This is a genomic window from Streptomyces sp. NBC_00663, from assembly GCF_036226885.1.
Classification (GTDB): domain Bacteria; phylum Actinomycetota; class Actinomycetes; order Streptomycetales; family Streptomycetaceae; genus Streptomyces.
The window spans coordinates 6,422,038-6,443,910 of the sequence record NZ_CP109027.1; the positions used below are offsets into that span (position 1 = coordinate 6,422,038).

Consider the following 21,873-nt stretch of genomic DNA (forward strand, 5'->3'; position numbering starts at 1 on the left):
CCGGTCTTTGGACCGGGGGGCGGCTCATGTTTTTCCCTCCAAATGGGCAACCCCTATGGAGTGCGAGCCGTCCTACAAGTGGCATGGTTACGATGTAAACCGAGATCGACGACAAATCCTGACAGTTGGGGTTTCATCCCCTCTCGGCACAGTCATTGGGGCTCAATACGTGAAGGCACTCGTGCTCTCCGGGGGAGCGGGCACTCGCCTCCGCCCGATCACCCACACCTCGGCCAAACAGCTCGTGCCGGTCGCCAACAAGCCCGTGCTCTTCTACGGCCTGGAAGCGATCGCCGACGCCGGGATCACCGAAGTCGGCATCGTGGTCGGCGACACCGCGGACGAGATCCGCGAAGCGGTCGGCGACGGCTCGCGGTTCGGCATCGAGGTCACCTACATCCCGCAGGACGCGCCGCTGGGCCTCGCCCACGCGGTGCTGATCGCACGGGAGTTCCTCGGCGACGACGACTTCGTCATGTATCTCGGCGACAACTTCATCGTCGGCGGTATCACCGGTCTGGTGGAGGAGTTCCGGGCCGAGCGGCCCGAGGCACAGATCCTGCTGACCCAGGTGCCCAACCCGACCTCCTTCGGTGTCGCCGAACTCGACGCCCAGGGACGGGTGGTGGGCCTGGAGGAGAAGCCGAAGCAGCCCAAGAGCGACCTCGCGCTCGTCGGCGTCTACCTCTTCACCCCGGCCATACACGAGGCCGTGCGCTCCATCGAGCCTTCCTGGCGAGGCGAGTTGGAGATCACGCACGCCATCCAGTGGCTGATCGACGAGAAGCGTGACGTCCGTTCCACCACGATCTCCGGCTACTGGAAGGACACCGGTAACGTCGCCGACATGCTGGAGGTCAACCGCTCGGTCCTGGAGACCGTCCCCGCGCTGAACGAGGGCACGGTCGACGCGGACAGCGAGATCATCGGCCGGGTCCGCATCGAGGCGGGCGCCCGGATCAGCGGCAGCCGGATCGTCGGGCCCGTGATCATCGGGGCCGGGACGGTGGTCAGCGACGCGTACATCGGCCCGTTCACCTCGGTCTCCGAGGACTGCCGGATCGAGGACAGCGAAATCGAGTACTCCATCGTGCTGCGCGGCTCGTCCGTCACCGGTGTGCGCCGGGTGGAGGCCTCGCTCATCGGGCGGGACGTCGAGGTCACGCCCGCTCCCCGTAACCCGTCGGCCCACCGGCTCGTGCTCGGTGATCACAGCAAGGTGCAGATCTCCTCATGACAACCACCAGAATCCTGGTGACCGGCGGCGCCGGTTTCATCGGCTCGCACTACGTCCGTACCGTGCTCGGCCCCGAGGGCCCCGGTGACGTCGAGATCACCGTCCTCGACAAGCTGACGTACGCGGGCAACCCGGCCAACCTCGACGAGGTGCGCGCGCACCCCGGGTTCTCCTTCGTGCAGGGCGACATCTGCGACCCCGAGCTGGTCGGCAAGCTGATGGCCGAGCACGACCAGGTGGTGCACTTCGCCGCCGAGTCGCACGTCGACCGGTCCATCGACGGCGGCGCCGAGTTCGTCCGTACGAACGTCGTCGGCACCCACACGCTCATCGACGCCGCCCACCGCGCGGGCGTCAGGACCTTCGTGCACATCTCCACCGACGAGGTCTACGGCTCCATCGACGAGGGCTCCTGGCCGGAGACGCACCCGCTCCAGCCCAACTCGCCGTACTCCTCGGCGAAGGCCTCCAGCGACCTGATCGCGCTGTCGTACCACCGCACCCACGGCCTGGACGTGCGCGTGACCCGCTGCTCCAACAACTACGGGCACCACCACTTCCCCGAGAAGGTCATCCCGCTCTTCGTGACCAACCTCCTCGACGGCAGGAAGGTCCCGCTGTACGGCGACGGCGGCAACGTCCGCGACTGGCTGCACATCGACGACCACGTGCAGGGCATCGAGCTGGTGCGCACCAAGGGCCGGGCCGGTGAGGTCTACAACATCGGCGGCGGCACCGAGCTGTCCAACAAGGAGCTCACCGGGCTGCTCCTGGAGGCCTGTGGCGCCGACTGGGAGACCAGCGTCGAGTACGTCGAGGACCGCAAGGGCCACGACCGCCGCTACTCGGTGGACTGCACGAAGATCCGCGAGGAGCTCGGGTACGAACCCCGCAAGAGCTTCCGGCAGGGCCTCGCGGAGACGGTCCAGTGGTACAGAGACAACCGTGCCTGGTGGGAGCCGCTGAAGGAGCGGGCCGCGCTGTGACCGACAACCGCATCTGGCTGGTCACCGGCGCGGGCGGCATGCTCGGCCAGGACGTCCTGGCCCGGCTCGCGGAGGCGGGGGAGCGGACCGTCGCCCTCGACCGGGCCGCCCTCGACCTCACCGACGCCGACGCAGTGCGCGACACGCTTGAGGCACACCGGCCCGCCGTCGTCGTCAACTGCGCGGCCTGGACGGCCGTCGACGACGCCGAGAGCCAGGAGGAAGAGGCGCTGCGGATCAACGGCGACGGCCCCGCCCATCTCGCCGCAGCCTGCGCCGCCACCGGCGCCGTCCTCCTGCACATCTCCACCGACTACGTCTTCCCGGGCGACGCGACCACCCCGTACGCCGAGGACGCCCCCACCGCCCCGCGCAGCGCCTACGGCCGCACCAAGCTCGCCGGGGAGCGGGCCGTGCTCGGCATCGAGCGCGGTTACGTGGTGCGCACCGCCTGGCTGTACGGCACGGGCGGCCCCAACTTCGTCCGTACGATGATCAAGCTGGAGGGTGTCAAGGACACCCTGGACGTCGTCGACGACCAGCGCGGCCAGCCCACCTGGAGCGCCGACCTCGCGGGGCTGCTGTACGACCTGGGCCGCGGCGCCCTGGCCGGCACCGCCCCGGCCGGCGTCTACCACGGCACCAGCTCCGGCGAGACGACCTGGTACGGCCTCACCCGGGAGATCTTCCGGCTGCTCGGCGCCGACCCCGACCGGGTCCGCCCCACCACCAGCGAGGCCTTCGTCCGCCCCGCGCCCCGCCCGGCCTACAGCGTCCTCGGCCACGACCGCTTCGCGGCGGCCGGCCTCACGCCCCTGCGTGACTGGCGTACGGCACTGACCGAGGCCTTCCCGGAGATCCACCGGGTCCAGACGAAGGAGAACCCCGCGTGACCGTCAAGGTCAGCGTCGTCATCGCGGTGCACAACCCCGGCAAGTACTTCGACGACTGCCTCGGCGGTCTGCTCCGGCAGAGCCTGCCCCCGGAGGAGTTCGAGGTCTTCTTCGTCGACGACGGCTCCACCGACGAGACCCCGGCCCGCCTCGATCTGCTGGCCGCCGAGCATCCGCACTTCCATGTCGTCCACCAGGAGTCCTCCGGCTGGTCGGGCAAGCCCCGCAACACCGGCATCGACGCGGCTCGCGGCGAGTACGTCATGTTCGTCGACCACGACGACTGGCTCGGCGACGAGGCCCTGGAGCGGATGTACGCGTACGGCACGGCGAACGACGCCGACGTCGTCGTAGGAAAGATGGCGGGCATCGGGCGCCCGGTGCCGCAGGAGCTGTTCCGGGTCAACCGGCCGCGGGCGACGGTCGAGAACGCGCCGCTGATCGACAGCCTCACCCCGCACAAGATGTTCCGGCGGGAGTTCCTGGCCGAGCACGGCATCCGCTTCAAGGAGGGGCGCCGGCGGCTGGAGGACCATGTCTTCGTCGTCGAGGCCTATCTGCGGGCCAAGAGCGTCGCCGTCCTCGGCGACTACCTCTGCTACTACCACATCGCCCGCGACGACGGTTCCAACGCCGGCTTCCAGCGCTTCGACCCGGCCGGCTACTTCGGCAACCTCCGCGAGGCCCTCGACATCGTCGAGGAGCTCACCGAGCCCGGCCCTCTGCGCGACCGCCTCTTCAGCCGCTGGCTGCGCAACGAGATGGTCGAGCGGCTGCGCGGCAAGCGGCTCCTGAAGCTCCCCGAGGACTACGCCGAGCAGCTCTACCGCGAGATCCGCGGCGTCGTCAACGAACGCTTCGGACCCGGTGTCCTCACCCATGTCGCCCCGATGCAGCGGGTCGTCGCGGGCCTTGTCGCCGCCGACCTCTACGACGACGTCCGCGAGCTCGCCCACTGGGAGGCCGCGATCCGGCCCACCGGCGAACTGACCTCCCTGACCTGGGAGAACGGCCGGCTGACCATCGGTTTCGGGGCGGAGTACGAGTCCGGTGACAGCCCCCTGGTCTTCCGCCGCGGCGACGGCGGGCGTGACGTGCTCGACCTGCCGCTCACCGAGAAGGCGCGCGAGGCGCTGGCCGGGCAGGGCATCACGCTGGACGCGCGGACCGGCGACAGCGACGTGGACCTGGTGGTCCGGAACCGGGACGACGCCACCCAGTTCTATCTGCCGCTGAAGAGCGAGCGGCACGAGGTCGATGTCGAGGAGGAAGGCGCCTTCCGGCAGCGGATCACGGCCACGGCCGTACTCGACCCGGAGACCGCCGCCGCGGGTGCGCCCCTGGCCAAGGGCATCTGGGACTTCTATCTGCGCATCAAGGCCGGCGGCTGGAGCAGGGAGTGCCGGATCGGCGCCGTGCACGGCGAGGCGGTGGAGCCCGGGCGGCTGGCCGCGCTCACCGGTGAGCCGCGCCGGCTGGTGCTGCCGTACTGGACGGACGGGCCGGGGAATCTGTCCCTGGACGTCGATCAGCACACCAGCAAACTGGAGCGCGAGGCCGTGGTGCTGGTGGACCCGGCCGGGGCTGTCGTGGAGGGCACGGCCGTCACGCTTGCGCTGCCGCTCGCGGTGACCGGTCAGGAACCGGTGCGGCTGCGCTTCGAGCGCAAGGACGTCGGCAAGGTCGCCGCCGACGCGGTGGTGGACGGCCGTGCCGTGACCGCCGTGCTGCCGGTGGAGCGGCTCATGGGGGCGCGCTGGGCGCTCCTGATCGGGCTGCCGTCCGCCGACCGGGGCGAGCCGAAGTGGACCCGGCTCCCCGTCGACGTGGTCGTGGCCGACGACGGCACCGCCAAGGTCATCGACCGGCACATCCCGGCGGCGAAGCCCGCCCCGCGGCCGGCGCCGAAGAAGAAACAGCCCGCACCGCCGCGCCCGCTGTGGCGCCGGGTCGCCGGACGCGTCAAGCGGGCCCTGACGAAACCGCAGAAGAAGAGCTGAGGGCGTTGTGATGCGACCTCCGCAGAAGAAGAGCTGAGGACCTGTGATGCGACCTCTTTCGATTTCCGGCTCCTGGGTGCACGAGCCGAAGGTCTTCCCCGACGGCCGGGGCAGCTTCCACGAGTGGTTCAAGGCCCCCCTCTTCACCGAGGCGGCCGGCCACCCGCTCACCCTCGCCCAGGCCAACATGTCCGTCTCCAGCCGGGGCACCCTGCGCGGCATCCACTTCGCGGACGTGCCGCCCGGCCAGGCCAAGTACGTCAAGTGTGTGCGCGGCGCGGTCCTCGACGTGATCGTGGACATCCGGGTCGGCTCGCCCACCTTCGGCCAGTGGGAGATCGTCCGCCTCGACGACCAGGACCACCACGCCGTCTACCTCTCCGAGGGGCTCGGCCACGGCTTCATGGCGCTGACCGACGACGCCACCGTGGTCTACCTGTGCTCCGAGGGATACGCCCCCGAGCGCGAGCACGGCATCCACCCGTTCGACCCGGACCTCGGCATCGAGTGGCCGGCCGACCTCGCCCCGCTGCTGTCCGCCAAGGACGAGCGGGCGCCGAGCCTGGCTCAGGCCCGTGAGCAGGGGATGCTGCCGTCGTACGAGGAGTGCGTGGCGTACCGGGCCGGCCTCGGCGGGTGACCTGGAGGGGGCCGGTTTGACCCGTTCGGCAGCGGCCCCGTAACCTTGACCGTCGGCGTGTCCTTGGATATGGGCGCGCCACATCCCCGTAAACCTCATCCTCTCGGGCCTCACGGCCGGGAGAGGCCGCTCGTTCTGCCGGGCGGCTGGACTGCGGGGGTGCCGTTCCCGAGCGAGAGAGTGAGATCCGCGTGTACGCCATCGTGCGCAGCGGTGGTCGCCAGCACAAGGTTGCTGTCGGCGACATCGTTGAGGTTGACAAGATTTCCACTGCCAAGGTTGGCGACACGGTCGAGCTCTCGACCCTGCTCGTTGTCGACGGCGACGCTGTGACCAGCGACCCGTGGGTGCTGGCCGGCATCAAGGTCCAGGCCGAGGTCGTGGACCACCACAAGGGCGTCAAGATCGACATCCTTCGCTACAAGAACAAGACCGGCTACCGCCGTCGTCAGGGCCACCGCCAGCAGTACACGGCGATCAAGGTCACTGAGATTCCCGCGGCTGCGAAGTAAGGGACTGAGGAGAGATGGCACACAAGAAGGGCGCATCGTCCACCCGGAACGGTCGCGACTCCAACGCCCAGCGGCTCGGCGTGAAGCGCTACGGCGGTCAGGTCGTTTCCGCCGGTGAGATCCTGGTCCGCCAGCGCGGCACCCACTTCCACCCCGGTGCGGGCGTCGGCCGTGGCGGCGACGACACGCTGTTCGCGCTGAACGCCGGTGCGGTGCAGTTCGGTACGCACCGTGGCCGCAAGGTCGTGAACATCGTTCCGGTCGCCTGAATCAGGCCCTGATCGGAAGCTTTGCGCGAGGCGGACCTCACTTCCCTGGTGGGAAGGCGGGTCCGCCTTTCGCGTGTTAGTACAAGAGACAGTCCCGTACGTATCTGGAGGCACACCCCATGACCACCTTCGTGGACCGCGTCGAACTGCATGTCGCCGCGGGTAACGGAGGTCACGGCTGTGCCTCCGTTCACCGGGAGAAGTTCAAGCCGCTCGGCGGCCCCGACGGCGGCAACGGCGGGCGGGGCGGCGACGTCATCCTGACCGTCGACCAGTCGGTGACGACACTCCTGGAGTACCACCACTCCCCGCACCGCAAGGCCACCAACGGCAAGCCCGGTGAGGGCGGCAACCGTTCCGGCAAGGACGGCCAGGACCTGGTCCTGTTCGTGCCGGACGGCACCGTCGTCCAGGACAAGGCGGGCAACGTCCTCGCCGACCTGGTCGGCCACGGCACCTCCTACGTCGCCGCCCAGGGCGGCCGCGGCGGCCTCGGCAACGCGGCGCTGGCGTCGGCCCGCCGCAAGGCGCCCGGCTTCGCGCTGCTCGGTGTGCCCGGGGACATGCAGGACATCGTCCTGGAGCTGAAGACCGTCGCCGACGTGGCGCTGGTCGGCTACCCGAGCGCGGGCAAGTCCTCGCTGATCTCGGTACTGAGCGCGGCCAAGCCGAAGATCGCCGACTACCCCTTCACGACCCTGGTCCCGAACCTGGGCGTCGTCACCGCCGGCTCGACCGTCTACACCATCGCCGACGTGCCGGGTCTGATCCCGGGCGCCAGCCAGGGCAAGGGCCTCGGTCTGGAGTTCCTGCGGCACGTGGAGCGGTGCAGCGTGCTGGTGCACGTCCTGGACACGGCGACCCTGGAGTCCGACCGCGACCCCGTCTCCGACCTCGACATCATCGAGGAGGAGCTGCGGCAGTACGGCGCCGGGCTCGACAGGCGGCCCCGCATGGTCGTCCTGAACAAGATCGACGTCCCGGACGGCAAGGACCTCGCCGAGATGGTCCGCCCGGAGCTGGAGGCACGCGGCTACCGCGTCTTCGAGGTGTCCGCCGTCGCGCACATGGGGCTGAAGGAACTGTCCTTCGCGCTGGCCGAGGTGGTCGCCACGGCGCGCGCGGCGAAGCCGAAGGAGGAGGCGACGCGGATCGTCATCCGGCCCAAGGCCGTCGACGACGCGGGCTTCACCGTCACCCGCGAGGAGGACGGGCTGTTCCGGGTGCGGGGCGAGAAGCCCGAACGCTGGGTGCGGCAGACCGACTTCAGCAACGACGAGGCCGTCGGCTACCTCGCCGACCGGCTCAACCGCCTCGGTGTCGAGGAGAAGCTGATGAAGGCGGGCGCCCGCTCCGGCGACGGCGTCGCCATCGGCCCCGAGGACAACGCGGTCGTCTTCGACTGGGAGCCGACCGTCATGGCCGGTGCCGAGATGCTGGGCCGCCGCGGTGAGGACCACCGCTTCGAGGCTCCGCGCCCGGCCGCCCAGCGCCGTCGCGACAAGCAGGCCGAACGGGACGATTCGGAGCGGGAGTACGACGACTTCGACCCGTTCGAGAAGTAGTTGACGCAAAGCGGCCGTTCGGTGGTCGGCGAGAACGGTTGACGGCAGGAAAAGTCCTGGCACATGGCAGGGCAACCCACCGCGGCTCCGGTGTGTCGTACTGGGCAGCACGAAGAGGATCTTGGCTCCCTCCGTGGTCAACTGCCCTTTCGACGACCGGAGTTCGCATGTCCAGACGTCTCGCCCTCGCCACCGGCATCGCCCTGCTCGCCGGTGCGGTGGCGGCGGTGGCCGGCGGTGCCACCCCGGCCACCGCCGCCACCCCGAGCAGCAAGCGGCTGCACGACGACTTCAACGGCGACGGCTACGCCGACCTCGCGGTGGCCGCGCCCGCGGCGACCGTGGGCGGCAAGGCCAAGGCCGGGTACGTGGCCGTGCTGTACGGGTCGAAGAACGGGCTGACCACCACGGGACGGAAGGTGTTCACACAGAACACCGCCGGGGTCCCGGGGAGCGTCGAGGCCGGTGACGGCTTCGGTTCCGCGCTCGACACCGCCGATCTGGACGGCGACGGTTACGCGGACCTGGTGGTCGGCGTCGGCGGCGAGGACACCTCGGCCGGTGTGGACGCCGGGCTCGTCGAAGTGGTGTGGGGCGGGGCGAACGGGCTCGCGGGCGGTGCCTCCGTGGCGAGCGGGAAGGCGTACGACAAGCTCGGCGCCAAGGGCCGGCTGACCGTGGGCGACATCGGCGACGACGGCTTCCCGGACGTGGTGACCGTGGCGAACCAGCACGACCTGCGGGTCGTCAAGGGCCCCTTCACCCGCGGCGGTTCGCACGGCGGCGAGGTCCTGGTGCCGGACCGGTACGACAGCCGCGTCCTGGACCTGGCCACCGGTGACGTCAACGGCGACGGCCGCACCGATGTCGTCGGCGCCGAGAACAACGCCGACACCTTCGACTCCCGCCGGGTCGTGTACTGGCTGGGCAACGGCGACGGGCTCAACCCCTTCACGCTGGTCCACGACATCGACGGCGCTGGTCTCCAGGGCGGCGAGAGCCTCGACGTCGGGGACGTGAACCGGGACGGCTACGACGACATCGTGGTGGGCCGGGCGATCGACGGCTACGACAGTGATCACGACGCCTATCTCGCCAAGGGCGGCCGTGTCGCCTGGATCCCGGGCACGGCCGAGGGGCCGGACGGGGTGGAGAAGGCGCAGTTCCTCAACCAGGACAGCCCCGGGGTGCCCGGCACCGCGGAGAAGGGCGACCGGTTCGGCACCGACGTGCGGCTCGGGGACGTCGACGGGGACGGCTGTCTGGACGTCCTCACCGGGGTGCCCGGCGAGGACATCGGGTCCGTCGCCGACGCCGGTGCCGTGGTCGTGCTGAGCGGACGGGCCGACGGGCTGACCGGCGCCGGCTCCCACCAGGTGGTCACGCAGGAGACCGGCAACGTGCCCGGCACCGCCGAGCCGGGCGACGCGTTCGGCACGGCCGTCCACCTCGGGGACGCGAACGGCGACGGACTGGCGGACGCGGCCGTCGGGGCGCCGGGGGAGAACACGGACACCGGGTTCGTGTGGACCTTCCGCTCCCGCGCGTCGTACCTCGTCGAGCCGGGCGGCGTACCGCTGCCGGCGACGATCGTGGCGCCGAACGGCACGACGGCCTTCGGCAACACGCTGCTGGGCACCACGGCGACGGGCGCGCGGCTGGGGTCGGGCTTCGCCTACTGAAAAAGTCCTATTGATTGAACGTCAGACCCGTTGTGGCCACGAGGAGTTCGTGTGCCGCGGCGGGTCTCCTGTTGTCTGCCCAGTTGTCATGTGCGTGCACCCCGGCGTTCAGCGGGTGGACCGCCCCGGAGCATGAGCTTCCCCTGTCCATGAGGCCAGTGAGGCAAGGGAGTTCGTCGATGACCGGAGCAGTGTCGCCCGACCGCCGCCGCTTTCTGACCGCCGGGGCCGCCGTGCTCGGCGCCGCCGCCTCCGCCCAGCTGTGGCTGCCGACGGCCGCCCGGGCCGCCGAAACCCCGCTGCCGGACGGGGTGTTCAGCCTCGGCGTGACCTCCGGCGACCCGCTGCCCGACGGCATCGTGCTGTGGACGCGACTCGCCCCGGACCCGCTGAACGGCGGCGGGATGCCCGACCGGGTGGTCCCCGTGGAGTGGGAGATCGCCGAGGACGAGCGCTTCAGAAAGCCCGTCCGCCGCGGTGTCGCCCAGGCACGGCCCGAGTACGGGCACAGCGTTCACGTGGATGTACGGGGCCTGCGCCCGGGCCGCGCGTACTGGTACCGCTTCCGCACCAGCGGCCAGCTCTCGCCCACCGGCCGTACCCGCACCGCCCCGCACCCGCACAGCAAGGCCGGCAGCCTGCGCGTCGCGCTCGCGTCCTGCCAGAACTACCAGCACGGCTACTTCACCCCGTACGCCGACATGCTCGCCCAGGACCCCGACTTCGTGCTCTTCGTCGGCGACTACATCTACGAGTCGTCGCCCGCCTCGACGGGGGTCCGCAGGCACGAGGGCACCGGTGAGCCGTACAGCCTGGTCCAGTACCGCAACCGCTACGCCCAGTACCGCAGCGACCCCGACCTCGCCGCGATGCACGCGAACGCGCCCTGGGTCGTCACCTTCGACGACCACGAGGTCGACAACGACTTCGCCGGCGAGATCCCGCAGGACCCCGACAAGCAGACGCACGACGCCTTCGTGGCCCGCCTGACCGCGGCCTACCAGGCGTACTACGAGCACATGCCGGTCCGTGCGACCTCGGTGCCCGACGGGCCGCACATCCAGATGTACCGGCGCCTGGAGTTCGGCCGGCTGGCCCGGCTCAACGTGCTGGACACCCGGCAGTTCCGCAGCGACCAGGCGACCACCCAGGAAGGCGCCCAGGACCCCTCGCTCACCATGCTCGGCGCCCGGCAGAAGGAGTGGCTCCTCGACGGGCTGCACGACTCACCGGCCCGCTGGAACCTCATCGCCTCGCAGATCATGATGGCCGAGACCGACCTCAAGATCGGCGAGGGCAAGCTCTGGTACTACGACGCCTGGGACGGCTACCAGGCCGAACGCAACGCCCTCATGCAGGAGTTCGCCGACGTCCGCAACCCGGTCGTGTTCACCGGCGACCGCCATCTGACGATGATCAGCGACCTCAAGGAGGACTTCGCCGACCCGGACTCGTCCGTCGTCGGCGCCGAGTTCGTCGGCACCTCCATCTCCAGCAACGGCGACCAGGACCAGGCCGCCTTCCATGCCCAGTGGGACCCGCTGATGGCGGACAACCCGCACTGGAAGCTGCTTGACGCCCACCGCGGCTACCACCTCTTCGACATCGACAAGCACGGCATCGACGCGCAGGTCAGGGTCGTGGACACGGTCCGGCAGCCGACGGCGACCGCGAGCACGCTGGCCGCGCTGCGGGTGGAGGCGGGACGGCCCGGCGTCGAGCTCGCGTGAGCGCTGAGCCTCGTACGAAGTCTGTGTGACGGGAGCCTGGGACTCATCTGTGTCCCAGGTCTCTCTCAGCGCAGTCTCAGGAACCCCTCTTACCGTCCCTTAACCATGGAGACGGACTGTACGAGAGATGAAGGCCGGGCGAACGACGGCGTGATCGCCCCGCTGCCAGCCGGCACCCGCCTGCTGCACATCGGCCCCCACAAGACCGGCACGACATCGATCCAGGGCGCGCTGTTCGCGGCCAAGGACCGGCTCGGCGAGCACGGCGTCCTGTGGCCGGCGACCACCCGGCATCCGATGGAGGCCGTCCTCGCGGCCTGCGCCCGGCCCGGGATGATGGGCGACGCCGGTCCCAGCGAGAAGCAGTGGACGCAGCTCGTGGACCGGGTCGACGGCGCCGGGCCGCACACCACCTCGGTCATCAGCAGCGAGTTCTTCGCCGACGCCCCCGACGACGCGACGATCGCCCGGATCGTCGAGCAGCTCGGCGGCGACCCCGTGCACGTCCTGGTCACCCTGCGCCCGCTGGCGAGGATCATGCCCTCGCAGTGGCAGCAGTACGTGCAGAACGGGCTGCGCATGGGGTACGAGGAGTGGCTGGAGCACATGCTCCGCAAGGCCCCCTACGAGAAGCCCAACCCCAGCTTCTGGCACCGTCACCGGCACGACCGGCTGATCGAGCGCTGGGTCCGGGCGGTCGGCGCCGAGCGGGTCACCGTCGTCGTGGTCGACGACCGTGCCCGCGACGGGCTGATGCGCACCTTCGAGCGGCTCCTCGGTCTCCCGAAAGGTCTGCTCCAGGAGGTCCCCGACACGGCGAACCGTTCCCTGACTCTCGCCGAGACCGAAATGCTGCGGAATCTTAATAAGGAATTCCGCGGCAATGGACTCCCCGACGAGCTGTATTCCAGGCTGGTGCGGCACGGCGCGGTCATGCATATGAAGAACGCGTGCAGCCCGACACCGCACGACGTGAGGATCTCCACCCCGCAGTGGGCCGTGGAGGCCGCGGCGGAGATCGGCGCCGAGATGGCGCAGCGCATCGGCGCGACGGGCGTGCGCGTCCTCGGTGACCCGGCGCTGCTGTCCGCCGTGCCGAAGCCGGGGACCGAGACGCTCGCGGAACCGCGGATCGCTCCCGAGGTGGCCGCTCAGGCGCTGTACGGCGCGCTGGCCGCGGCCGCCGACGCGCCGATCCGGAACACCGCGCCGGTCAAGTCGCGGACGGTGCACCAGACCTCGTCCAGGGAACTCGTGAAGGTGCTCGGCCACCGGTGTCTGAAGCGGCTGCGACGCGGCTGAGCCCGAAGCGGCCCGGGGCGGCGCTGAGGGGTACGGTCGTCACACACAGCAATACACAACTCCCTGTGGAGTTACTCACAGCAATTCCAGGGTGCTCACCACAACGGTCTCCTCAATCACCAGGAGTACAAGGTGAATGACAGATGGCGCGCACATATGCGGCGGACGGCGCTCACCTTGCACTGCGGTAACCCCAAGTGGGACCATTTCGAAGTTCCCTGTCGCCCCGAGGTAGGTCACCTGTGTCCCAGCACATCGCCAAGCCCCGTACCACCGCAGTGATCCTGGCCGGCGGTACCGGTCAGCGCGTGGGTCTCTCGATCCCCAAGCAGCTGCTGAAGATCGCCGGCAAGGCAGTCATCGAGCACACCCTGACCACCTTCGAGAACGCCGACTCGATCGACGACATCATCGTCCTGATGGCGCCGGGCTATGTGCCGGACATAGAGAAGATCGTGGCCAAGGCCGGGTTCACGAAGGTCAAGAAGATCATCGAGGGCGGCTCCACGCGCAACGAGACCACCGAGCGCGCCATCGAGGCGCTCGGCGAGGGCCTGGCCGCCGGCGAGGACCTCAACGTCCTGTTCCACGACGCCGTTCGCCCCCTTCTCTCGCAGCGCGTCATCGACGACTGCGTGGTCGCCCTGGAGCGCTTCCAGGCCGTCGACGTCGCCATCCCGTCCGCGGACACCATCATCGTGACCCGCACGCACGGCGAGGACGGCGAGTTCATCACCGAGATCCCGGACCGCTCCCGACTGCGCCGCGGCCAGACGCCGCAGGCCTTCAAGCTGTCCACGATCAAGCGGGCCTACGAGGTCGCCGCCGGTGACCCCAACTTCCAGGCCACGGACGACTGCTCGGTCGTGCTCAAGTACCTGCCCGACGTGCCGATCCACGTCGTCGCGGGCGACGAGTACAACATGAAGGTCACCCAGCCCGTCGACGTCTTCATCGCCGACAAGCTCTTCCAGCTGGCCTCCACCTCCGCGCCCGAGCAGGTCTCCGAGGAGGCCTACCGGGAGCTGCTGACCGGGAAGACCATGGTCGTCTTCGGCGGTTCGTACGGCATCGGCAAGGACATCGCCGAACTCGCCGAGTCCTACGGCGCGAAGGTGTACGCGCTGGGCCGCTCCACCACCGGCACACACGTCGAGAACCCCGAGGAGGTCGACGACGCGCTGTCCAAGGCGTACGGCGAGACCGGGCGCATCGACTACGTCGTCAACACCGCCGGCGTGCTGCGCATCGGCAAGCTGGCCGAGACCGACAACGCGACCATCGAGGAAGCGCTCAAGGTCAACTACCTGGCCCCGGTGCAGATCGCCCGTTCGTCGTACAAGTACCTGTCCGAGACCAAGGGCCAGCTGCTCCTCTACACCTCCAGCAGCTACACCCGCGGTCGCGCCGAGTACAGCCTCTACTCCTCCACCAAGGCCGCGATGGTGAACCTCACCCAGGCCCTGTCCGACGAGTGGGCCGGCGACGGCATCCGGGTCAACTGCGTGAACCCCGAGCGCACCGCAACCCCCATGCGCACCAAGGCCTTCGGCCAGGAGCCGGCCGGTTCGCTGCTGTCCTCCGAGGTCGTGGCCCGTACCTCGCTCGACGTGCTGCTGTCCGAGCTGACCGGTCATGTCATCGACGTGCGCCAGCAGGACCCGACGGCCCCCGCGGGCAAGGCCTCCGGCTTCGAGCAGGCGCTGGCCTCCGTTCTGGACCGTCAGGACGGCGTGGCATAATCAACCGCAATTAGACATCTGTTATTCAGGCCTCTGTGTCTGCCCGTTATCGGAGCATTCGCAGGGGCCTGAATCAGTACCTCTCGCGAATTCCTCACATTTTCGCTGCACGTCAGAACAAAACCGGCACTCCCCCTCCAAGAGCAGGTTCCTCCGTGATAACCAGAGCCATTCGCGTCGCCCGGGTGGGCAGTGCGGCCGAGCTGGCCGCGGCGGCCCTCATGATCCTGGGCTTCCCTGTGCTCATGCTGGCCGCGCTCGTCCCGAGCGTTCCCGCCTTCGCGGCGGCAGCCGCCGTGACGTACCTGGCGGACCACTATCTGCATCGCAAGGGCAGCTATCTGATCAACCGCCTGAGCAAGGTGCGCGCGGGTCTGTCGATCCGCTTCCTGATCCGGCAGCTGCTGCTGATCCTGCTGCTGGCTCGTCTGGACCTCGCGGACGGCCTGGTCTTCTACGGGGCGGTCGCCTGCTTCATCGCCTTCTACGGTCTCCAGGCCCCGCACGGCGCGCTGGTCACCCTGATCCGCAACCGCCGCCGGATGCCGGTCGCCACCCGCAACGTGGACCTGGCCGCCCGGATCCGCATCCCGGACGCTCCGCCGCGCCGCCTGCTCAACCGCTCCGCCGAGAAGATGCTCCACCTGGACCTGTTCGCCGTCGTCGGCGTGCTGGTCTCGGCGTTCATGGACGGGAGCCTCGCGGCCTTCGTCGGCATCGGCGCGACGATAGCGCTGGGCACCCTGTACGTCCTCGCGCTCATGCCGTACGTCCGCGGCAGCAAGGTCCCGCCGAACGCGGACACTGTCCTCGCCGCGGTCGACGACTGGCTGGCCGGCTACCGGCCCGAGACGGTGCTCTACTTCTCCGGCTCCAAGGACTCGGCGTACCAGGTCAACATGTGGCTGGAGACCATGGAGCAGCTGGACTCCAAGCCGCTGATCATCCTGCGTGAGCGGGCGATACTGAACAACCTGGCGCCGACCACGGTCCCCGTCATCTGCGTGCCCGGAGGGGTGCACCTGATGAACATGGACCTGTCGAACGTACGCGTCGCGCTGTACGCGGCGAACGTCGGCAAGAACATCCACCTGCTGCGCGTGCCGACCATGAAGCACGTCTTCATCGGCCACGGCGACAGCGACAAGCTGGCCAGCGTCAACCCGTTCAGCAAGGTGTACGACGAAGTGTGGACCGCCGGCCGGGCCGGCCGCGACCGCTACGCCATCGCCGACGTCGGTGTCCGCGACGACGACATCGTGGAGGTCGGCCGCCCGCAGCTGGCGCCGATCCAGACCTGGCAGGGCGTGCCGGAGGGTCGTGTCCCGACCGTCCTGTACGCGCCCACCTGGGAGGGCTGGGACGGCAACCCCGGCAACACCTCCCTCGTGCTCGCCGGCGAGAACATCGTCAAGAAGCTGATCAAGGCCGACCCGCCGGTCCGCGTCCTGTACAAGCCGCACCCCTTCACGGGCACGGTCAGCAAGGAGGCGGGCGCCGCCCACGCGCGCATCACCGCACTGGTCGAGAAGGCCGCCGCCGAGCGCGCCACGGACGCCCGCTTCACCGCGGACGCGGCCGCCCAGGCGCAGGCCAAGGCCGACCTGGCCCGCATCGAGGCGCGGATCGCCCAGCTGGCCGGCAACGGCGGCGACAAGGGCGACGAGGCCGAGGCCACCCGTGACGGGCTGGTCGACGTGGTCAAGCACGAGGAGATCGCCCGGCTGCGCGCCGAGTGGAACGACGCCTACTGGCGTTCCTTCGGCTTCCACGAGCACCGGGTCATCACCGGCGCCGAGCCGCGGCTGTACGACTGCTTCAACGTCTCCGACGCGATGGTCTCCGACATCTCCTCCGTGGTCTCCGACTTCATCGCGAGCGGCAAGCCGTACGCGGTGACGGACTCCGCGGAGCTGGGCGTGGAGGAGTTCAAGCGGCAGAACACGGCGGTGCGCGCTGCCACGATCCTGTCCAACAGCGCCGCCGAGCTGGGCGAGCTGCTGAGCGCGGTCCGCGACCTCGCGGGCGATCCGCTGGCCGAGGACCGCAAGGAGCTCAAGCAGTACCTGCTGGGCCCGGACGAGCCCACGTCCATCGAGCAGTTCAACACCGCGGTGGCGGACCTGGCCCGCAAGGCCGACACCCGCAACGTCGGCCAGGAGTCACGGGCGGCGACCGAAGCCGCGGAGGCCACGACCACGGCCTGATCCATTCGGCCCAGGGGCCCGGTTTTCGAGGAGTGATTCTCGAAAACCGGGCCCTTTTGCGTATCTGAGGGGGAACGGTCGTTGTAGTAGGTGACCTGCGTCACAAAGGTCGTGCACAAAGACAACCGCTTGTGACTTTCAACCGTCTGACTGATTGTGAATATGAGGATACGGGGGAAATGTGACCCAGCCTGATGTGACCGTGGTCATCGGTGCGTTCGAAGCCATGCCCTATCTGGTCGAGTGCCTCGCCTCCGTCGAGGCCCAGACCCTCGACCACGCCCGCATCGAGGTCATCGCGGTCGACGACGGCTCGACGGACGGCACGGGGGAGTGCCTGGAGCAGTTCGCGGCCCGCGCGGACCTGCCCGTCACCGTCATCCGGCAGGACAACTCCGGCGGCCCCAGCGGCCCGCGCAACGTCGGCCTGGGCAAGGCCGCCGGACGGTACGTGTTCTTCCTCGACGCCGACGACCGACTGGGCCCCGAGGCCCTTGAGCGGATGGTCGCGATGGCCGACCGCAACGGCACGGACGTGGTGCTGGGCCGTGTCGAGGGCATCAACCGCAAGCCACCGCAGTCCATGTGGGGGCGGACGCTGGAGCGCACCGACCTCTGGTCGTCCAACATCAAGTTCACGCTCAGCGCGCAGAAGCTGTTCCGCCGCGAGCTGCTGGAGCGGCACGGCATGCGCTTCGACGAGTCGCTGTGGACCGGCGAGGACGCCCTGTTCACCATGGAGGCCTATCTGCGGGCCGACGGCGTCTCCCTCATCGACGACTACACCTGCTACTACCTGGTGGGCCGCGAGGACGGCAAGCATGTGACGCGGAGCGGCAGTTACACCCTGCGCTTCGACTCCGCGCGCGCCCTGATGGGTCTGATCGCCGACATGGTCCCGGCGGGCCCGCGCCGCGACATGCTCATGGTCCGCCCGTTCGTCGTCACCCTGCTTCCGCAGTTCGGCCCCAAGTACCTCAAGGACAGCGAGCAGGTACGGCAGCACAAGTTCGAGCTGGCGAAGCCGTTGCTGGAGGCGTACTGGACCGACGAGGTCGCCCACCGACTGCGGGTCGAGGAGCGGCTGCGGATGCACGCGGTGGCCGAGGGGCGCCCCGAACTCCTGCTGGACCTCCTGGAGTTCCGGCGGGCCAGGAAGGAGCCCGAGGCGCTGCTGGAGAAGCGTGGCCGCCGGGTGTACTTCGCCTACCCGCACTTCCGGGACACCGCCGTCGGCATCCCCGACGCCCTCTATCTCGCCGAGCCCCGCGAGGCCCGCGCCGTCCCGGGATACCGGGAGGGCGGGCTCGACTCGTTCGTACGACGGGCGGTGCGCAAGGCGCGCCGGACACTGCCGTCCCGGTCCAGGGACGTCAGGCCGGCTGCGGCGGCGTGACGTCGGCGGGGTCCTCCGCCTGCCGGGGCGTGGGGATCTCCGACGCCATCCGCTCGGCCATCCGGACCCGATGGTCCCGCGCCGCCGCACACAGCGTCTGCACGGCGTCGTTGAAGCGCACCTGCGAGGACGGCTCGTCCGGGCCCAGCAGATGCCGCTTCAACTCGGCCCGGGCCTCGGCGAGTTCGTCCTTCTCCGGATGCCGTACGGCGTCCAGCATGCCCGGCACGCCCCGCGCGTCGGGCGTCAGCACGGTCGCCGCGCGCACGGTCGGGAACGCCTCCCGGAACGTCTCCTCGGGCAGCCCGCTGGTGTTGGCCACCGCGTAGGGCTTGCCGCTCGCCAGGAAGTCGCTGACCACGCTCGACACATCGCTGACGAGCAGATCGGCCTGGTTGAAGCAGGCGTACAGCGCGGGCCGGGCGTCTGTGACGACCTGGTGCTCCCACTCCGGCAGCGAGGCCCAGTACGCCGCCTCCCAGGCCGCCGTGGCCCGCTCCACCGCCCTGGCCCGCCCCCGGGACGGCACGGACTGGAGCAGCATCCGCTCCGCCGAGTCGGCACTCGTGCGGAAGTCCGAGGTGGTGAGCCGGTCCAGCTCCTCGGTGCAGCGGGCCAGCTCCCCGCCGACGGCGGGCCGTGCCCCCGACCGCTCCCGGTTCGCGGCCCGCACCAGCTCCCGGATGCGCTGATCGGCCGCCCCCGCCCGCGGATCCACCGAGCCGGTCAGCGGATGCGGCTTGTAGAGCAGCCGTACGCCCGGATCGGCGAGCAGCGCCCGTACGAGGTTCTCGCCGGCCTCGATGACGGAGGTGTTGCCCGGATTGCCGTCCCAGCCCTCCCAGGTGGGCGCGTACAGGACAGTGACGTACGTCCCCTTCGGCGGGCCCGCGTACGGCCGTACGGCCTCCAGCTGCGGCCGTCCGATCTCCCGCACCTCACGGTCGTCCACGCCCACCTCGGCCAGCGCGTACCGCTCACGCGCCGCCGGTCCCGCCACCCACACCTCGTCGTACGCCTTCGCGTACGGGTTGCACGAGGACAGCTTGTCGCTCTCGCCGTGGTTGACGAACGTGTGCTTGAGGGTGGGGATGCGCAGCACCTGGGAGGTCTTGCCGGAGTTCGACGGGTGGATGAGGACCTGGAGCGTGGAGTGCTCAAGCCGCATCAGGGTGGTGACCTTGGGCAGACAGATGATCGGCACGTCGGTGGCGGCGATCTTCTGCACCATGAAGCGCTCGCGCAGCACGATGACCGGCCGTCCGTCGAGCTTGGCGAGGGGCTCCAGCCACATGTTCGCCTGGTACGCGGAGGACGCGCCGCCGGAGAAGTACAGGCCGACCGTGGGCCGGTAGTCGGCCAGCCAGGCGTCGAACCAGTCGAGGACCTGCTGCTCGCCCGCCGGGCGGCGGCTCGGCAGCAGCCGCAGCAGCAGCTCGCCCAGGCCGAGCAGTCCGAGGACGAGGGAGACGGCGAGCCCGCCGACCGCGGCGGCCGGGTGGTCGGTCGCCGCGGTGGCCGCCAGGCCGAAGGTCGCGGGCAGCCCGAAGACCAGCAGCCGGTGCCCGGGGCGGCGCAGCAGCAGCGCGGGCGGGGCGGTCGAGAGCCGGAGCGCGGAGGCGTCGATGTTCCGGGTCACCACCGGCAGGGTGCGGGTGCGGCGGACCAGGACGGAGACGGCCTGGATCGCGCAGTGCAGGGCGTAGAAGAGCAGCAGGGCGGCGACGATCGGCCCGTACACCGCCTCCCGGTCCTGCTCGCCCACCCGCAGCAGGCCCGCCACCAGCAACAGGTCCCGCAGGACGTGCCGGACGGTGATGTCGGCGTGCGACTTCGCGAACACCGTCGCCATGCCCCGCTGCCACCGGTGCAGCACCCCCTCGCCGGCGACCGAGGCGGCCGTCGCGGCGAGCAGCAGCGGGACGTCGGGGAGGAACGCGGCGAAGGCCTGGGCGGCGAGGGCGGCGGCCAGGAGGGCCGTGACGAGGACGCGGGGCGCGGCGCGACGCAGCGGGAGGCGCCTGCGGCGCGGGTGGCTCCCCGGGCCGTCGGTGGCGGAACGCTTCAGCGGGCGTCTGCGGCGGAGCAGGAGGGGGCGGCGGACTCTCTTCGTGGGCACGGCGTCACTCCAAGGTCGTCAAGGACGTGCGCCCGGGTTAACGCCTGCCGACCTCTGGACGACACGCGCGTGTCCGGGCGCCTTGGGGCGACCGTGGAGTGATAGTGACGCCGCGTCACCGGCGGCCGGACTACCGGCCCGACTGGAGGGCCCGGCGGATCGGGCCGCCCACGACCCGGCGGGCGCGGCGGTAGACCGACGGCGCCGGGACGGCCCCGGACGCCTTCGTGGACCGGGAACCGGCCTTGGCGCGGGCGAGGTCGCGCTTCAACCGTTCGTTGTCCAGCGTCAGTTCGTTGATGTTGCGCTGCATGAACGCCATCCGGGTGGCGAGCGAGCCGAGGTCGGCCTCCAGCCAGGGGCGGACGGCCGCCGGGAAGGACAGCTTCCGCAGCCGCTCCTCGAAGGCGGCGCCGCCGTCGCCGTGGGTGAAGGTGTTCTGGAGGCCGTTGCGGTCGAGGAACCCCATGAACCGTTCGTAGCGCTCGTGGTGACCGCTCATCAGCTTGCCGAAGTCCGCTTCCTCGTACAGCCGCGCCGGGTCCAGGTCCTCGGGCAGCTTGTCGATGCGGACGTGCGGGATGTCGAAGTAGCGGCACAGCTCCAGCGTGCGGGAGTCGCCGGAGAGCACGGTCGCGGGCGTGCCCGCGAGCAGGGCCGCGATGTTGCCGTGGATGCGGGAGCCGAAGGAGAAGTCGAAGTCGCGCAGCTCGTCGATCCAGGTCACCGGGTCGATGTAGACGCGGACCTTGTCCTGCGCGTACATCGGGTGGTCGGGGTGCGTCGGTATCGCCTTGACCTTGGCGTTCGGGTCCGACAGGTCCCGCCAGTGCAGCTGCCGCGCGTCGGAGAGGTTCTGGCCGATGAAGCGCAGGTTCGGGTAGCGGGCGTGGGTGCGGTCGATGACCTTGCCCAGGCCCTGCGTCTTGACGGCGTTGTGCGAGCCGTTGATCGCGATACGGGAGTCGGCGGTGAGCTCCGGCGTCCGCTTGTGGACGGCGAGCTCCTTGCCGTACATGAACAGGGAGGGGCAGCCGATGACCTCGACGTCCCGGAAGCCCATGTCCTTGAGGTACTGCTCGGTGAACTCGCCGCGCACGCCGATCGAGGCGCTGCGGTCGAGGACCGCCGAGACGAACTCGCGCACCGCGGACTCGATGGGCTTGAGCCGCGTCGGGTCGTAGTTCAGCCCGGTCTGCGCGCCGACGCCGGCCACCACGACCGGGATCTTCAGCCGCTGGATGAGCCGCGTCAGCCGTCGCAGCTGGGGTTCGAACGACGGACGGAACGCGTTCGCCAACGGCACGACGAAGGCGTCGTACTCCTTGTTGATCCTGGCAGCTGCCGCCACGTCCGTCCTGATGCCGTTCGAGACCACTTCGGTACCCGTGGCCTCAAGGATCTTGTGGGTGGCATCGCTGAAGATCAGGTTGCCGGAGTTGGTGGCGATGACATCGCGCTGGAGGGCTTCCTCCAAGGGCACGACGTCGTACGGGCTTTTGCCGGATCTGAGGAGAACGCGCTTCACGCGTTCAAAATAAGTTTGTCTGGTCTTTGATTTCTAGAAGGAACCGCTACAACCTTTTTGCCGTG

16 protein-coding genes are annotated in these 21,873 nt (G+C 69.9%); 14 read left to right on the forward strand and 2 right to left on the reverse strand.

Annotation, left to right across the window (positions count from 1 at the left end; genetic code table 11):
- Nucleotides 1-169 precede the first annotated feature (169 nt).
- The 14 genes from OG866_RS29315 (at nt 170) to OG866_RS29380 (ending at nt 18,161) form a co-directional block, all read left to right on the forward strand.
- Nucleotides 170-1,237 (forward strand): glucose-1-phosphate thymidylyltransferase, encoded by a 1,068-nt coding sequence (locus OG866_RS29315; protein WP_329339290.1) that lies wholly within the window; start codon nt 170-172, stop codon nt 1,235-1,237.
- Nucleotides 1,234-2,223: a dTDP-glucose 4,6-dehydratase gene (rfbB, locus tag OG866_RS29320; protein ID WP_329339292.1), complete on the forward strand. Its 990-nt coding sequence runs from the start codon at nt 1,234-1,236 to the stop codon at nt 2,221-2,223. Before OG866_RS29315 ends, rfbB begins: the two co-directional genes overlap by 4 nt.
- On the forward strand, nt 2,220-3,116 hold the full coding sequence (rfbD, locus tag OG866_RS29325) for a dTDP-4-dehydrorhamnose reductase (protein ID WP_329339293.1): 897 nt from the start codon (nt 2,220-2,222) through the stop codon (nt 3,114-3,116). The genes rfbB and rfbD overlap by 4 nt, the downstream gene beginning before the upstream one ends.
- Nucleotides 3,113-5,116 (forward strand): glycosyltransferase, encoded by a 2,004-nt coding sequence (locus OG866_RS29330; RefSeq protein ID WP_329339296.1) that lies wholly within the window; start codon nt 3,113-3,115, stop codon nt 5,114-5,116. The genes rfbD and OG866_RS29330 overlap by 4 nt, the downstream gene beginning before the upstream one ends.
- 46 nt (nt 5,117-5,162) lie before the next feature.
- Nucleotides 5,163-5,756, forward strand: a complete 594-nt coding sequence (rfbC, locus tag OG866_RS29335) for a dTDP-4-dehydrorhamnose 3,5-epimerase (RefSeq protein WP_329339298.1) — start codon at nt 5,163-5,165, stop codon at nt 5,754-5,756.
- Nucleotides 5,757-5,947: 191 nt separating this feature from the next.
- Complete coding sequence (gene rplU, locus OG866_RS29340) at nt 5,948-6,268, forward strand: 50S ribosomal protein L21 (protein ID WP_007381993.1); 321 nt, start codon at nt 5,948-5,950, stop codon at nt 6,266-6,268.
- A gap of 14 nt (nt 6,269-6,282) precedes the next feature.
- Nucleotides 6,283-6,537: a 50S ribosomal protein L27 gene (gene rpmA, locus OG866_RS29345; protein ID WP_164435564.1), complete on the forward strand. Its 255-nt coding sequence runs from the start codon at nt 6,283-6,285 to the stop codon at nt 6,535-6,537.
- A gap of 119 nt (nt 6,538-6,656) precedes the next feature.
- On the forward strand, nt 6,657-8,102 hold the full coding sequence (obgE, locus tag OG866_RS29350) for a GTPase ObgE (RefSeq protein WP_329339300.1): 1,446 nt from the start codon (nt 6,657-6,659) through the stop codon (nt 8,100-8,102).
- A 167-nt stretch (nt 8,103-8,269) separates the two neighbouring features.
- Nucleotides 8,270-9,784 (forward strand): FG-GAP-like repeat-containing protein, encoded by a 1,515-nt coding sequence (locus OG866_RS29355; protein ID WP_329339302.1) that lies wholly within the window; start codon nt 8,270-8,272, stop codon nt 9,782-9,784.
- A gap of 179 nt (nt 9,785-9,963) precedes the next feature.
- Entirely contained in the window at nt 9,964-11,514 is a 1,551-nt protein-coding gene (locus tag OG866_RS29360) for an alkaline phosphatase D family protein (protein WP_329339303.1), read from the forward strand.
- A 105-nt stretch (nt 11,515-11,619) separates the two neighbouring features.
- Nucleotides 11,620-12,816 carry a hypothetical protein gene (locus OG866_RS29365; protein WP_329339305.1) on the forward strand — a complete coding sequence of 399 codons (1,197 nt, stop codon included), beginning with the start codon at nt 11,620-11,622 and terminating at the stop codon, nt 12,814-12,816.
- Between the two features lie 242 nt (nt 12,817-13,058).
- Nucleotides 13,059-14,558, forward strand: a complete 1,500-nt coding sequence (locus OG866_RS29370) for a bifunctional cytidylyltransferase/SDR family oxidoreductase (RefSeq protein WP_329339307.1) — start codon at nt 13,059-13,061, stop codon at nt 14,556-14,558.
- Between the two features lie 155 nt (nt 14,559-14,713).
- Nucleotides 14,714-16,765, forward strand: a complete 2,052-nt coding sequence (locus OG866_RS29375; protein WP_329339309.1) for a hypothetical protein — start codon at nt 14,714-14,716, stop codon at nt 16,763-16,765.
- 226 nt (nt 16,766-16,991) lie between these two features.
- Nucleotides 16,992-18,161, forward strand: coding sequence for a glycosyltransferase family 2 protein (locus tag OG866_RS29380; RefSeq protein ID WP_443063663.1), 1,170 nt, complete (start codon nt 16,992-16,994; stop codon nt 18,159-18,161).
- On the opposite strand, the gene OG866_RS29385 is transcribed toward OG866_RS29380, so the two are convergent.
- Together OG866_RS29385 and OG866_RS29390 are read right to left on the reverse strand one after the other, a co-directional pair.
- Entirely contained in the window at nt 18,139-20,172 is a 2,034-nt protein-coding gene (locus OG866_RS29385) for a hypothetical protein (RefSeq protein WP_329344350.1), read from the reverse strand. The two genes, OG866_RS29380 and OG866_RS29385, sit on opposite strands and share 23 nt — an antisense overlap.
- A gap of 238 nt (nt 20,173-20,410) precedes the next feature.
- The gene (locus OG866_RS29390; RefSeq protein WP_329339313.1) at nt 20,411-21,808 is read right to left on the reverse strand and encodes a polysaccharide pyruvyl transferase family protein; all 1,398 of its coding nucleotides are present in this window, start codon (nt 21,806-21,808) and stop codon (nt 20,411-20,413) included.
- Between the last annotated feature and the right edge of the window lie 65 nt (nt 21,809-21,873).